General features: G+C 47.7%; 10 protein-coding genes. 2 read left to right on the top strand and 8 right to left on the bottom strand.

Annotation, left to right across the window (positions count from 1 at the left end; genetic code table 11):
- Positions 1-30 precede the first annotated feature (30 nt).
- The 7 genes from prmA to ACXABW_RS13980 all read right to left on the bottom strand — a co-directional run bounded on the left by prmA (position 31) and on the right by ACXABW_RS13980 (position 8,569).
- Positions 31-918: a 50S ribosomal protein L11 methyltransferase gene (gene prmA, locus ACXABW_RS14010; protein WP_457523193.1), complete on the bottom strand. Its 888-nt coding sequence runs from the start codon at positions 916-918 to the stop codon at positions 31-33.
- A 136-nt stretch (positions 919-1,054) separates the two neighbouring features.
- Positions 1,055-2,398, bottom strand: coding sequence for an acetyl-CoA carboxylase biotin carboxylase subunit (gene accC / locus ACXABW_RS14005; RefSeq protein WP_252028616.1), 1,344 nt, complete (start codon positions 2,396-2,398; stop codon positions 1,055-1,057).
- Between the two features lie 15 nt (positions 2,399-2,413).
- Positions 2,414-2,875, bottom strand: coding sequence for an acetyl-CoA carboxylase biotin carboxyl carrier protein (gene accB, locus ACXABW_RS14000; RefSeq protein WP_252028614.1), 462 nt, complete (start codon positions 2,873-2,875; stop codon positions 2,414-2,416).
- An 80-nt stretch (positions 2,876-2,955) separates the two neighbouring features.
- Positions 2,956-3,405: a type II 3-dehydroquinate dehydratase gene (gene aroQ / locus ACXABW_RS13995; protein WP_457523191.1), complete on the bottom strand. Its 450-nt coding sequence runs from the start codon at positions 3,403-3,405 to the stop codon at positions 2,956-2,958.
- A 327-nt stretch (positions 3,406-3,732) separates the two neighbouring features.
- Complete coding sequence (acs, locus tag ACXABW_RS13990; RefSeq protein WP_457523190.1) at positions 3,733-5,685, bottom strand: acetate--CoA ligase; 1,953 nt, start codon at positions 5,683-5,685, stop codon at positions 3,733-3,735.
- Positions 5,686-6,007: 322 nt separating this feature from the next.
- On the bottom strand, positions 6,008-6,640 hold the full coding sequence (locus ACXABW_RS13985) for a 3'-5' exonuclease (RefSeq protein WP_457523189.1): 633 nt from the start codon (positions 6,638-6,640) through the stop codon (positions 6,008-6,010).
- A gap of 102 nt (positions 6,641-6,742) precedes the next feature.
- Positions 6,743-8,569 (bottom strand): DUF294 nucleotidyltransferase-like domain-containing protein, encoded by a 1,827-nt coding sequence (locus tag ACXABW_RS13980; RefSeq protein ID WP_457523187.1) that lies wholly within the window; start codon positions 8,567-8,569, stop codon positions 6,743-6,745.
- Between the two features lie 282 nt (positions 8,570-8,851).
- On the opposite strand from ACXABW_RS13980, the gene ACXABW_RS13975 reads away from it, so the two are divergent.
- Positions 8,852-10,042 (top strand): 3-phenylpropionate MFS transporter, encoded by a 1,191-nt coding sequence (locus ACXABW_RS13975; protein WP_457523186.1) that lies wholly within the window; start codon positions 8,852-8,854, stop codon positions 10,040-10,042.
- A gap of 102 nt (positions 10,043-10,144) precedes the next feature.
- Positions 10,145-13,576: a hybrid sensor histidine kinase/response regulator gene (locus ACXABW_RS13970; RefSeq protein ID WP_457523185.1), complete on the top strand. Its 3,432-nt coding sequence runs from the start codon at positions 10,145-10,147 to the stop codon at positions 13,574-13,576.
- Between the two features lie 92 nt (positions 13,577-13,668).
- On the opposite strand, the gene ACXABW_RS13965 is transcribed toward ACXABW_RS13970, so the two are convergent.
- A complete protein-coding gene (locus tag ACXABW_RS13965) occupies positions 13,669-14,643 on the bottom strand; it encodes a sugar-binding transcriptional regulator (RefSeq protein ID WP_252028603.1) in 975 nt (324 codons plus the stop codon).
- Positions 14,644-14,679: the final 36 nt, after the last annotated feature.

The raw sequence follows: 14,679 nt of genomic DNA, 5'->3' as shown, positions 1-14,679 counted from the left end.
ATATCAATCAATTAGCGCGCAAAGTCTTGTCTAGTCTTGCTTCTGACCTGAGATGCGACACCATTCGCTTTGCTCGACGATAGGGTCAAGTTGAAGCTCGTCACGGTAGTAATTCGCCACATCTTCAGCTTGCGTGTCGAGTACGCCTGACATTGCGAGCACGCCTTGCGGCTTAACTAGCCCTTTAATGATGGCTGAAAGGTCACGTAATGGGCCTGCAAGGATATTGGCGACGACGACGTCTGCCAGCAAGCCTTCTGGCTGATCTTGCGGTAAGAACACTTCTAGCTGCTCTGCAACACCATTGCGTTGTGCGTTATCTTTAGAGGCTAGTAGAGCTTGAGGATCGATATCGATCCCGATGACTTTTTCTGCCCCTAGCTTGATCGCAGCGATCGCAAGGATGCCAGAGCCACAACCAAAATCGATCACGGTTTTTCCTGCTAGATCTAAGCCTTCTAGCCATTCCAAACACAATGCAGTCGTAGGGTGGGTACCTGTACCGAAAGCTAAGCCTGGATCGAGCATAACGTTCACGGCATCTGGTTCTGGTATCTCACGCCAACTTGGGCAGATCCATAGGCGTTCACCAAACTTCATTGGGTGGAAATTTTCCATCCATTCACGTTCCCAGTCTTTATCTTCTAACTGCTCTACTTTATAGGCAAAGTTGTCATCCAACATGCTGCTGAGTTTGATCTGCTCAAGAATGAAGCCTGTATCCGCTTCTGCATCGTAGAGTGCCAGGATATCGGTATCACCCCAAAGGCGAGTTTCACCAGGTAGAGGCTCAAATACAGGTGTATCGTGGGCATCTAGGAACGTTACCGATAATGCTCCAGTCTCTTCCATTAGCATATCGCCAATTTGTTCCGCATTGGCGTTAGTCGCATTGAGTTTGATTTGAATCCAAGGCATGGTTTGTGCTCTTAAAGTGAGTAAATGAATTGGCGCTGAGTGTAGCAGAAATCTGTGGGTTTTATAGGCTAATCAATAGCCGAAAACAAAAATGCTCACCGAAGTGAGCATTTTAAATATTCGCTAGAACTGAGTTCTACTGAAGGCCTAGTTTCTTCTCTAGGTAGTGGATGTTTGCACCACCGTGTTGGAAGTTTTCGTCGTTCATGATCGACTCTTGCAGTGAAATGTTGGTCTTGATGCCTTCAACGATCATTTCACCTAGTGCGTTCTTCATGCGAGCAATGGCAACATCACGGTTCTCACCGAATGTGATCAGTTTACCGACCATTGAATCGTAGTGAGGAGGCACTGTGTAGCCAGTGTAGATGTGCGATTCCCAGCGAACACCCATACCGCCTGGAGCGTGGAAACGTTCTACTTTACCAGGAGATGGTAGGAAACGCTCTGGATCTTCTGCATTGATACGACACTCAATCGCGTGGCCGCGTAGTTTGATGTCATCTTGCGTGAAAGATAGAGGTTGACCCGCAGCAACGCGAAGCTGCTCTTTAATTAGGTCTACGCCTGTTACCATTTCAGTTACTGGGTGCTCCACCTGAATACGAGTGTTCATTTCAATGAAGTAGAACTCACCGTTTTCGTATAGGAACTCGAACGTACCTGCGCCGCGGTAACCAATTTCAAGACATGCACGAGTACAACGTTCGCCGATGTACTTACGCATTTCTTCAGTGATACCTGGTGCTGGCGCTTCTTCGACAACTTTTTGGTGACGACGCTGCATTGAACAGTCACGCTCACCTAGGTGGATAGCTCCGCCTTGGCCGTCAGCAATAACTTGAACTTCAACGTGACGTGGGTTTTCTAGGAATTTTTCCATGTAAACCATGTCGTTGTTGAATGCGGCTTTTGCTTCTGCACGTGTCATTGCAATCGCTTCAATCAGCTCGCCTTCGCTACGTACAACACGCATACCACGACCGCCACCGCCACCTGACGCTTTGATGATTACTGGGTAACCAATGCGTTTCGCGTGGGCTTTGTTCGCTTGCTCATCGTCGTCAAGCGGGCCGTCTGAACCTGGTACACAAGGTACGCCAGCTTTCTTCATCGCTGTGATTGCAGAAACTTTGTCACCCATGATGCGAATTGTATCCGCTTTTGGACCAACAAAGATGAAGCCGCTGCGTTCAACTTGCTCTGCGAAGTCAGCATTTTCAGATAGGAAGCCGTAACCAGGGTGGATTGCCACCGCGCCTGTTACTTCTGCTGCTGAAATGATGCGAGGGATGTTTAGGTAGCTATCAATACCACGAGCAGGACCAATACAAATGGCTTCATCAGCCAAAAGTACGTGCTTCAGATCGCGGTCCGCTGTTGAGTGAACAGCAACGGTTTTGATGCCCAATTCTTTACATGCGCGAAGAATACGAAGTGCGATTTCACCTCGGTTCGCGATGACTAATTTATCTAGCATAAGAGAAAGCCTCTATTATTCGATAACAACTAGTGGTTGGTCGAATTCAACTGGTTGGCCGTCTTCAACTAGGATTGCAGTTACAACGCCAGATTTGTCCGCTTCGATTTGGTTCATCATTTTCATTGCTTCAACGATACATAGAGTGTCGCCAGCGCTTACTGTTTGACCAACTTCAACGAATGATTTTGCATCAGGGCTTGGAGAACGGTAGAAAGTACCAACCATTGGAGAAAGAACCTGATGACCTGCAGGAACAGCTGGTGCTGCTTCAGCTGCTGGTGCCGCCGCAGGAGCTGCTGCTGGCGCTGGAGCCGCTACAGGAGCTGGAGCTGCTGCGTATTGTACTGGTGCTACAGGAGCAGCAGTGCCGTTACGGCTGATGCGTACCGATTCTTCACCTTCAGAGATTTCTAGCTCAGCAATGCCAGACTCTTCAACTAATTCGATAAGCTTCTTGATTTTACGAATATCCATCTTTTCTTTCTCTTTTATCTTGTGAATAAGACAGCTCTTGTAGAGCTGCAGAGTGTTTAGTTACTGCGACAGTAATTAAGTTACTTGGCCTGCAGGTGTTTGACAGCAGCAGACAAAGCGAATTCATAGCCTTGAGCGCCTAAACCACAAATAACCCCCTGAGCTTTATCAGAAAGGTATGAATGGTGGCGGAATGGCTCTCGAGCGTGCACATTGGATAAGTGCACCTCAATAAATGGGATAGCGACACCTAATAGCGCATCACGTAGCGCGACACTGGTGTGAGTAAACGCAGCTGGGTTGATGATAATAAAATCCACATTGCCATAAGCTGCATGGATAGTTTCGATCAACTCGTATTCACGATTCGACTGTAGGTGTTGTAACTCGATATCTGCCAATTTGGCTTGTTCGGTTAGTGCTTCAATGATCTGGTCTAGCGTTTGAGAACCGTAATGTGCCGGCTCTCTTAGGCCTAAAAGGTTAAGATTTGGGCCGTTTAAGACTAGAATGCGTGATTTTGCAGACATTGTGTAGCCATTTTCCTATATCTTGAGACGAATCTGAATATTCCCATATTATTTACGAGTCGGCATGATTTTTTTGTTAAAAAATAGCCAAATTTCGGAAATTGACCAAGATTATAGCCAATTCAGCGCAAATCGCAGCAATTTACTGGTCTAATCACCTTGTTGGATGGGTAATTTCTGTTACCAAGTTAACAAAAAATCTTATAGCCATATATTATGTGTGGTTAAATTTGAGAGCTGCAAACAAGAAAAAGCCGCCACAGAGTGACGGCTTTGTTTATCAATGAATGTTTAAAACAGAGCGTATTGGGTGTGCTCTATAAAGGTTTATGCAAGCTCAGCTTTTTCGGCAATCAGCTTATCGACCACGCTTGGATCTGCCAGCGTTGAAGTGTCACCTAAGTTACTGGTATCGCCAGTGGCAATCTTACGTAGAATACGGCGCATGATTTTGCCTGAACGAGTTTTAGGTAGAGAATCGGTCCAGTGCAGCACATCTGGGGTTGCGATTGGGCCGATTTCTTTGCGTACCCAGTCTTTCACTTCTTTATGTAGTTCTGCTGATGGGAACTCGCCATCGTTAAGCGTGATGTAGGCGTAAATCGCTTGGCCTTTGATGTCATGTGGGATACCAACGATCGCTGCTTCGGCAATCTTATGGTGAGCAACAAGCGCTGACTCGACTTCTGCTGTGCCCATACGGTGGCCTGAAACGTTAAGCACGTCATCTACACGGCCAGTGATCCAGTAGTAACCATCTTCGTCACGTCGTGCACCATCACTGGTGAAGTACATGCCTTTAAAGGTTGAGAAGTAGGTTTGTTCAAAGCGCTCATGGTCGCCATAAACGGTACGCATTTGCCCCGGCCATGAATCTAGGATAACAAGGTTACCTTCTGCCGCTGTCTCTTCGATGATATTACCCATGTTATCGACAAGTGCAGGTTGTACACCAAAGAATGGACGTGTGGCGGAACCTGGTTTCAGATCCGTTGCGCCTGGCAATGGGGCGATCAAAATGCCACCAGTTTCTGTCTGCCACCAAGTATCTACAATTGGTGAATTCTCATTACCGATGGTTTTGTAGTACCACTCCCATGCTTCTGGGTTAATTGGTTCACCTACTGAGCCCATTACACGCAAGCTAGAGCGAGAAGTGCCATCGACTGCTTCTGTGCCCTTCGCCATCAATGCACGAATCGCCGTTGGTGCAGTGTAAAGGATATTGACTTGGTGTTTATCGACCACTTCGCTCATGCGGCTAGTGTTCGGGTAGTTTGGTACACCTTCAAACAAGATAGTTTTAGCACCGTTAGCAAGCGGGCCATAGATAAGGTATGTGTGACCTGTAATCCAGCCCACATCAGCGGTACACCAGAACGTTTCGCCAGGCTGGTAATCGAATACGTATTTGAACGTCATGGTAGCGTAAACAAGGTAACCACCCGTGGTGTGAAGTACTCCTTTCGGTTTACCTGTAGAACCTGAAGTGTATAGGATGAATAGCGGGTCTTCTGCTTTCATTTCTTCTGGTGGGCAGTCGTCAGAAACATTCGCTGTTGCTTCGTGCCACCAAACATCACGGTGCTCATGCCAATCGATATCACCGCCAGTACGCTTGAACACCACGACTTTCTCGATGGTTTTTACCTCTGGGTTAGTCAGTGCTTCATCAACGTTTTTCTTCAATGGTACAGAGCGGCCGCCGCGAACACCTTCGTCAGCAGTAATAACGACTTTTGCATCTGAATCGATGATACGACCAGAAAGCGCTTCTGGAGAGAAACCACCGAAAACAACGGTATGAACAGCACCAATACGGGTACACGCAAGCATTGCAACTGCGGCTTCGGTTACCATTGGCATGTATAAACAAACGACATCGCCTTTACGTACGCCTTGCTCTTTGAGGGCATTCGAAAATAGACAAACTTCTTTGTGAAGCTCTTTGAAGGTTAGCGTTTTGTCGTCGGCTGGGTCATCACCTTCCCAGATGATCGCGATTTCATCACCGCGCTCAGCAAGGTGGCGGTCAATACAGTTAGCAGAAACGTTAAGCGTACCGTCTTCAAACCAGCGAATATCGACATGGCCGGTATCAAATGAAGTGCTTTTTACTTGAGTGAACGGTTTGATCCAATCAACGATTTTTCCGTGCTCAGCCCAGAAACCTTCTGGGTCAGACACTGATTGTTGGTACATAGCTAGGTAAGTGTCATTATCCGCATGTGTATTTGCTTTAATATTTTCTTTTACCGGATAAACGTGGGCTTCACTCATTACTTCTCTCCTTGTGCCTTAATTCCAATTGCTTGTGAAACGGTTTGTCGTTGAATACGAGCGAGCAAACCATTTGTTTTAACACCGTCATTTGGTTTGAAACTGACGGTTGACTGCAATGACTAGCGAATCCTAATTAATAGGTGTGTTCCATGTTATGGCTTTCTTCGTTTTAAACTGAAAAGCCTTTGTGTGTATAACTCTCATCTAGAGCGTTGATTTCCACAATTAGACTTTAGGATGAGAGTGACGCTTTTATCGGTGGGAAAGAGATTTATGTTGATAAATGAGAGCTGGCTCGAAGCTTAACTTGAGCCACCGACTATTGACTGTATGGTGGCGCAAATAGAGGTAAATCCCCTTTGGTCAGCCTAACAAATACTAACGCCGCAGAGATCGCATCTTGTAGGGCATCATGTTTGTCTTGCATCGGCAGGTCGAGATGTTTACAGATAGCTTCTAAGCTCAAATCAAAATACGCATTCGGCAAGTGTCGTTCCAGCTTATCGTGGTACATCTGACTGACTTCAATCAGTGGGTTGGGCAGTGGAAAACCAAGGTGCTTGCGGCAGGCAATATCGAGAATTTTTTTGTCGTAGCGAATATGGTAACCCACTAAAGGTCGGTTACCGATGAATTCGAGTAGCTTGAGCAATGCTTGTTGTTCACTGATGCCATCCACCAGATCTTGATGGCGTATTTTGTGAACCTTAATTGAGCCAGAGTCTAGCGACTGAGGAGCACGCAAGCGTACTTCAAAGGGCTCACTGGTGATAATGCGATTATCAATGATTTTAGTCGCGGCAATGGTGACGAGCTCAGCGCGTTTAGGGTCTAAGCTGGTGGTCTCACAGTCGAGTGATACATATTCCCCTTGTTGTGGGCTGCGAAACAGCGAGCGATAAGGGGAGCCTTTTAATTTATGATGCCAATAACGTCGTACAAGCCAATTCATTTTATACCTCTTTCCCTAAAATGAGTACGTGGAAGCTTTCGCTGGAAACCTTTTTAGCCAAGCGTCATCTCGAGCTTAGTGAATACAAGAGCGACACACGCGTTAGTCCCTTATTTGGTAATGATAGCCTAGGAACTGTTTGAACTTTTTCACCACGTGCAGGCTGTGGCGCAACAAGTCTCGTTCAGTACGGTCTATCATTTTTAAATCAATTTTGTTGTGGCTGTGCTGCTGCGAAAGTTGCTGAGCAAGTCGGAGTTTAAAGAACAGTTTTAATGCTTCACTGAGGTTGTCCGCTGTGTCCGGTTCGAGAATTCGTTTGGCCCTTAAGGTTTCGATTCGATCAAAGGTGTTTTTCTCAGTTAGCCCGTACTCAAGGCTAAGTGCACGGATACCGTGAACAATCGGGAAGATGCCTCCTCGTTTAATATCCAACCCATCTTTATTGCGTTTAACGTTACCAAACAACGTCAGAGGAATAGAAAACTGTAGAGCTGGACGAGTGAATTCCTGCAGCACCAGCATTTTGTTTTCCAGTAAGCCATTCAGGTGAGAGCTTACGGTGTCTAAAAGCTGCTTGTTACCCGCGATAGCATGGGCATCGGCGACAATCGCCAGATCCATCACCTGAGCGGGTTTGGCTGATTGGACCCAGCCTGATATGACTTTTTTCCAATCACTCTGCGATTTGACCCATTTAGGGTTGTTGACCATTACTTCACCGGGGCACAGTGGGTAGCCAAGCTGTTGTAAGGTGTGAGTGAGTTCGTCCATCACAGGTTGGCATTGATGCCACTCCAAGCCATCTTTAATGATCAGCGCATTGTCTTGATCGGTTTTTAAGATTTGCTCTCCACGCCCTTCGGAGCCTAATACGACCAAACAACAGTGGTCGTGAAGGGCTGGGGGAACCACTAACTCAAAGGCTTTTTCGATAATCTGTTCATTGACCGCGGAAATGAGCTCCATGATGAACCGTGTTCGTATGCCATTGCCTAATAGGCTTTCGACCAGTTGTCGCTGTTTGTTTGAAGCGATGGCTAATTCGTCAATACTGGTGGCTCTAGCGATGCTTAAAGTGAGGACATGAGAATGGGTTGAAAAGGCACTGAGGATTTGGGTCATATCAAGCATGCCGACCGCTTCATGGCCGTCACACACCATCACTCGCTTCATGCGGTTTCTGGTCATGGTAATCATGGCATTAAACAAAAAATCGCCATTGTCGACATGGAATACAGGGAAAGTAGCAATGTCGCCCACTGGAGTATCAAGCGGGTGTTGGTCGAGCATCACGGCATGCAGCATGTTGGTACGGGTGACAATAGCGTACGGATGTGCACTAGGGTTTTGTGCGAGCCTTGGATCGCTATCGTCCAGTTTGACCAAGGCGGAATCAATCGCGTTGTCTTTTAATAACCGGGTCACTTGATTGAGGGGCTGCTGCGGCGAGATCACCATCGGAGGGTGGTAAATAGAACTATCGACTTTGGTCAGAATGAATTCAGCTAAATTTTGCTGTTGCTGAGCGGCTTCAATCAGTTCCTGGCGCTTAGCTAAGTTGGTATCGAAGTAAGCGGCAAATTGGCCATTGGATTGGTAGAGTTCTAAAAAGACCGCTTTGGGCAGTAAGTAAACTAGGGTGTCTTCTAGCGCTACATACTGGTGGCGAGTGCGTTCTTCCAGTAGCGCGCGGACATCAAACATGTCGTCGTTAGCATAATGCGCGAACACTTCACTGTTTTGTGGTGAGCGTTCTTCAACCGCACCTTTGATTAAAATGTGTAGATGCAAACAAGGTTGCTCAGCCGACAGAATGGTTTCATTTTCACGAAAATAAGCCACATCTAAGCTCGATCTTAGCTGCTTTTGTTGACCGTCATCCAAACGGTCAAAGGGGGGAGACTGCATGTTGAATTTATCAGGCATTCTACTTTTCCTTGAGACTTATCCGTATTTTCAGTGTGCCAAATTTCAATATTTGCTCCAGACGACTTTGGTCTAATGAGTGCTGTTTCTTATGCTGTTTTTACGAAGTTTCATTATTGCCAGTAAGGGAAATGGGAATAGGGGTACCGCACTGGTTACGTCATGATTGTGTTAGAACTCAATAGGGAAATAGATGCTTTGCTTTTATACCCTTTTTCTATTGGTTCGCTAGCCGCATAATAGCGCCGCTTGTTCCATATCAAATCACTTTAGGTGTGCCAGATGCTTAACCCTTCTCCTTATGGCTGGATATCCCAGTATTTCGTAGGCTTCTTTTTTGCTTATGGTGTCTATTTGCCTTTTTGGGCGCTGTGGTTTGAAGAGCAGGGTGTGTCTGCTACCGATATTGGTGTACTGGTCGGGATAGGTTTTGCAACTCGCTGTGTGGCGAATATGGTTCTGACTCCGCGCATTCATCGAGTTGAACACTTAATGCCCGCACTGCGTTGGCTGAGTTTTGCGGCGTTACTGTTTGTCGGCTTTCACTTCTTTACTGGCGGAAGTTTCTGGATGATGGCGCTCGCGACAGTGCTATTTAATCTGTGCTGCGGGCCAATCGTTCCGCTTTCTGATGCGATGGCCAATTACTACGCGCGTTTAAAAATGCTCGACTACGGGCGCACTCGACTTTGGGGCTCGATTGCATTTATTGGTGGTTCTACCGTGGTGGGCTTTTTGGTCGCACAGTATGGCGCCAACATGATCTTGTATACCGCGATGGCGGGCGTGTTGTTCTCGCTGTTAGTGGGAATGCGTAACACTAATCCAATGCCAGTTACTGAGCAGCAAGATGAAGCAGAAAGGCCTAAATTGTCGAAACTTCTGCGTGAATGGCCGGTGGTAAAATTCTTAGCTTTGGTTGCGCTTATCCAAGGTAGCCATGCGGCATACTACAGTTTCAGCTCGATCTATTGGAAGGGGGCAGGCTACTCTGAAGACATTATCGGTTATCTTTGGAGCCTAGGTGTGGTGGCAGAAGTTGCCGTCTTTGCGCTAAGTAAACGTTTGTTCTCGGGTTGGTCGCTGCGTGCCTTGTTTGTCGCGGCAGCGATCGGTGTGATGGCACGCTGGGGGCTAACTGCTTCCACAACAGCCATTGCAGCGCTAGTAATGATTCAATTGCTGCATGGCGTGACGTTTGCGATGGCGCATATCGCGGCAATTCAATACATTCAAAGTTCTGAGTCGCATAAAATGGTCGCGCTGCAAGCACTTTACAATGCGATTCCGCTTGGAGCATTTATCGCATTGATGACCACGTTAAGTGGCTGGGGCTACGAGAACTGGGGAGCGAATGTATTCTGGGCGATGGCGGTTATGGGACTTTTGGCTCTGTTCATTAAGCTAGAACCGAATAAAGCGCGCATTGTAGATGGCTCAGCGGTGAAATCGGAGGCTAATCCACAGAATTAACTTCTGTATGGGTTGTGTCCTTTGCCTGAGCCACAATACGTAGTTAAATGAAGCCTCTCCTATATGGAGGGGCTTTTTTGTTGAATTAGAAAGGGATATCTAATGCAAGGGTGGATCGTCGTTCCTGTCTCGTTGGCCTATTTAGGCATACTGTTTTTGATTGCGTGGTATGGAGACAGGCAGACAAAGTGGCTAGCGCGCTGGCGACCTTGGATCTATAGCTTATCGATTGCAGTGTATTGTACCTCTTGGACCTTTTACGGCACGGTAGGGCAAGCGAGCAATAACCCTTGGTCATTTCTGCCGATCTACATTGCGCCGATTCTGGTTTTCACCTTGGGCTGGCGGGTTCTCGCCCGTTTGATTCTGATTGCTAAGCGTGAACACATTACTTCCATTGCCGACTTTATAGCCGCCCGATACGGTAAGTCCCAAGGGTTAGCTGTGGTGGTGACCCTAATTGCGGTGGCTGGCATTCTTCCTTATATCGCGCTTCAGCTACGTGGTATCACCATGGGGCTTGAGATTGTTGCCCCTAAATTGGGTGAACAGCTCGGCTACCAAGATACTCATGTATCTTGGTTTGTGGTCGGCATGCTAGCAATATTCACCATGCTGTTTGGTACTAGGCACATCGACAATACTGAGCACCACCGTGGCATGATGATGGCGATTGCGTTCGAATCGATTGTTAAACTGGTGGCGTTTCTGGCGGTCGGTTTCTTTATCATCTACCTAGCCTGGGAAGTGGATACTATAGATTTAGCCGCCACAGCGGCTCAAACTTACCAATCGCCTAACATTCCTACCTTGTTGATTCACACCGCATTGACCATGATGGCGATCGTCTGCTTACCGCGCCAGTTCCACACAATGGTGGTGGAAAATGAACGAGCTCAAGATCTTCATACTGCACGTTGGTTGTTCCCACTGTATTTGATTGCGATGGGGATCTTCGTTTTGCCGATTGCATGGGTAGGGCAGAGCCTGTTGACCACCAGTCCAGCAGATACTTATGTCATCAGTGTGCCGATGTCAGTAGGGGCAGAAAACATCGCCCTCTTAGCCTTTTTAGGCGGCACCTCTGCGGCCAGCGGAATGGTGATTGTCTCGACCATTGCGCTAGCCATCATGGTATCCAATGATTTAGTGATGCCGCTGCTGCTAAGACGCATGCGTTTAACCCAACGCAATCATCGCCACTTCTCTGGGTTGCTGTTGGTCATTCGCCGCGGGTTAATTTTATTGCTGTTACTGGGGGCATGGGGTTTTTATCAAGCACTCGACAGCATTCACTCGCTTTCCGCGATCGGTTTCCTTTCTTTTGCTGCTATCACCCAGTTTGCACCCGCTTTGATTGGTGGCATGTACTGGCGTCAAGGTAACCGCAAAGGTGTTTACGTTGGCCTCGCGGTCGGGTTTAGTATCTGGTTGATCACCTTGATGAGCCAAACCGGCATTTTGGCGGGCGATGCCAGCAACAACTTGCTACTGTGGCTGATTACGCCGCCTGAACTATTTAGCGATGCTGGGATACGTAGTTCTGACTGGGGTATCGTTCTTAGCGTGCTCAGTAACACTCTCTGTTATGTCGTGATTTCTTTGCTAACCCGCTCAAGCTTGAGTGAGCGATTACAGTCGGCTTCGTTTGTTGGCACGCCGCTGCCGGAAAGTGAGAACATGAGCTTGTACCAAAGCCGCGTGACAGTCGGTGAATTGGAAATGCTGGCATCTCGCTTTGTCGGCCGGACCCGAGTTCGCAGTGCATTTAGCCAATATTGGCAGCAGCAACACAATACGTTGTTGCCCAACCAACAAGCGCCAGCCAGCTTAATTCGACATACTGAGCGTGTTCTCGCGGGGGTGTTCGGTGCGTCTTCCGCCAAGTTGGTTCTGACTTCTGCCCTGCAAGGGCGGAATATGCAGCTCGAAGAAGTGGCGACTATCGTTGATGAAGCGTCCGAGTTGTATGACTTTAGTCGCGGATTACTGCAAGGAGCGATTGAGCATATTGGACAGGGTATCGCGGTAGTCGACAAGCAGCTCAGGTTGGTGGCGTGGAACCAGCGCTATCTTGAGCTGTTTGAATTCCCTGCTGGTTTGATTCAAGTGGGTAGGCCGATTGCTGATGTGATTCGCCATAATGCTGAGCAAGGGCTGTGTGGTCCAGGTGATCCTGAAGATCACGTCCGCCGACGGATTTTCCACTTAGAGCAGGGCACTCGACATACTTCGTCGCGCGTTCGCCCTGATGGTCGAGTCATTGAGGTGCAAGGTAACCCGATGCCGGGCGGTGGGTTTGTGATGAGTTTTACGGATATCACCGTGTTCAGGGATGCGGAACAAGCTCTGAAAGAAACCAATGAAACTTTGGAGGAGCGGGTATTGGAAAGAACCCGCGAACTAGAGCAACTCAACAAACAGTTGGTCAGTGCGACTCAGCGCTCAGAGCATGAGTCGCAGTCTAAGTCGCGCTTTTTGGCGGCGGTGAGCCACGACTTAATGCAGCCGCTTAATGCTGCCCGTTTGTTCGCCTCATCGTTGTCGGAAGTGGCACCAGATAAAGAAACTAAACAACTGTCGGCTCATATAGAAAGTGCGCTTGGTGCGGCGGAAGATTTGATTGGAGACTTACTTGATATCTCCCGATTGGAATCGGGCAAACTGGACGTCAATGTTCACAACTTCGCGATCAAAGATGTTCTAACCAACCTAAATGCTGAATTTAGTGCGTTGGCCAAACAGCAGCAGATCCAATTTGAAATGATTCCATCTTCGCTGATCGTGCAGTCCGATCCCAAGTTGCTGCGCCGAGTGGTGCAAAACTTCCTAACTAATGCCTTCCGTTACAACCCGAAGGGGAAAGTTGTGCTTGGGGTCCGCCGAGTTGCGGGCAAGGTGCGAATTGACGTTTGGGATAACGGTGTCGGCATTGACCAAGACAAGCAACAGGAAATCTTTGAAGAATTTAACCGAGGTAGCCAAGTACGTTCTGATCAAGGGTTAGGTTTGGGGCTAGCAATATCAAAAGGTATTGCTCACGTGTTGGGGCATCAAATCTCGATGCGTTCATGGCCAGAAAAAGGCAGTGTATTCTCGTTAACGTTAAATAAAGCTGATGTGGCGAGTGTACAACCTAAAGAAGCAGCGGTACCTGCCGCCTCGGATCTCAGCCACATTAAAGTATTGTGTGTGGATAATGAGCCAGAAATTCTGGTGGGCATGGAAACGCTGCTCGCTCGTTGGGGATGTGAGGTGAAGCTAGCCGAAGACCTAGTACAGAGTATGAAAGCGCTCGATGAACAGTGGGTACCTGATGTGATTTTCTCTGACTATCGTCTCAATAATGGCCGCACGGGTTTGGAGGTATTACAGCAGTGCCGCTTGAGGTTAGGTGATAGCTTTATTGGTGTGATCATCAGTGCTGACCGTACCGATGATATGCTCGATGGGATCAAGTCGAATGGCTTTAGCTTTATGCCTAAACCGGTTAAGCCTCTAAAGTTGAGAGCAGTATTGAACCGGGTGGGCTAGGCTAAAGACTGGTTCGATATAAATAACAGCGCCCTCTCCAAATAGGAGAGGGCGCTGTTTGCATTCGGTGTCTGCACGCAATTAATGCTGGGTTACTTTTGAGCATCCAAATTGAGAATAGTAATGGCATTGGCAACACTGGTGGCAAGAATATCAATGGCTCCTGTGCGCAGTGCGCCGACAATCGACAATGGCTTGCTGCTTTCTGCGGCTATAGCGATAACCTGAGGGATCTTCTGGTAATCAGCAATGGTTAAACCAATGACACGGTTACTCATTTTAGTGTCTTGAACTTCCCCTTTGATGTCGTAGAAGTCATAACCGCCAACTTCCCCGACAACGCCTTGCTGAATACGGGCCTCAACCATTTCTTGTACTGAGAACCAACCTAGGTTGACCATATAGCTACTTTCGTTCAAATCACCGATACCAACCAATGCGACATCTGCTTTACGAGCAATGTCCATGGTTTGCTGTACCGTTTCATCTTCCAGTAGCGCGCTACGTAACTCTGGGTTACGGATATACGCTGGTGCATACAGAGTCTCACTCACCCCGTCGAAGGTCTTAGCGAATCGACGAGAAATATGGTCAGCATTGAGGATACCGCCGCGTGGGTGAATCCCGCCGATACTTGACACAAAGGTACACTTCTTAGGATTCACAATACCGGTATGCTCTGATACAGCAGAAACATTTCGACCTTGGCCAACCGACACGACCATACCGTCTTTGAGAGTCGCGGATAGGTATGTCGATACCACTCCGGCGAGTAGTGCTCGCTGTTCGTCTTCGGTTGGTTGGTCAAGAGCGATCAGTGCACGCTTGAGGCCAAAACGTTCTTTAAGCTGTTCTTCCAGCTTGGCACCAAATACAGGGTGGTACTTGACCTTAATTTCGACAATGCCTTGGTCTCTTGCGCGCTTTAATAAGCGACCAATTTTGACGCGAGATAAGCCGAATCTTTTTGAAATCTCTTCCTGAGTGGCACCGTCTTGGTAATACGCAACAGAGATTTCAGTGAGTAGGTTAGTCTCTTCGGTCTGTTCTATATTATTCAGTTCCATGCTGTTCCTTGTGAAATGGCCGCTTAATGCGGCTCT

It is taken from the genome of Vibrio paucivorans, assembly GCF_054053395.1.
The sequence above is the reverse complement of the archived record's forward strand: the minus strand, read 5'-3'. Positions and strand labels throughout refer to the sequence as shown.

Bases quoted from the DNA above. Each gene is read 5' to 3' on its own strand.
- prmA (WP_457523193.1), bottom strand. From the start codon at position 918: ATGCCTTGGATTCAAATCAAACTCAATGCGACTAACGCCAATGCGGAA.
- accC (WP_252028616.1), bottom strand. From the start codon at position 2,398: ATGCTAGATAAATTAGTCATCGCGAACCGAGGTGAAATCGCACTTCGT.
- accB (WP_252028614.1), bottom strand. From the start codon at position 2,875: ATGGATATTCGTAAAATCAAGAAGCTTATCGAATTAGTTGAAGAGTCT.
- aroQ (WP_457523191.1), bottom strand. From the start codon at position 3,405: ATGTCTGCAAAATCACGCATTCTAGTCTTAAACGGCCCAAATCTTAAC.
- acs (WP_457523190.1), bottom strand. From the start codon at position 5,685: ATGAGTGAAGCCCACGTTTATCCGGTAAAAGAAAATATTAAAGCAAAT.
- ACXABW_RS13985 (WP_457523189.1), bottom strand. From the start codon at position 6,640: ATGAATTGGCTTGTACGACGTTATTGGCATCATAAATTAAAAGGCTCC.
- ACXABW_RS13980 (WP_457523187.1), bottom strand. From the start codon at position 8,569: ATGCCTGATAAATTCAACATGCAGTCTCCCCCCTTTGACCGTTTGGAT.
- ACXABW_RS13975 (WP_457523186.1), top strand. From the start codon at position 8,852: ATGCTTAACCCTTCTCCTTATGGCTGGATATCCCAGTATTTCGTAGGC.
- ACXABW_RS13970 (WP_457523185.1), top strand. From the start codon at position 10,145: ATGCAAGGGTGGATCGTCGTTCCTGTCTCGTTGGCCTATTTAGGCATA.
- ACXABW_RS13965 (WP_252028603.1), bottom strand. From the start codon at position 14,643: ATGGAACTGAATAATATAGAACAGACCGAAGAGACTAACCTACTCACT.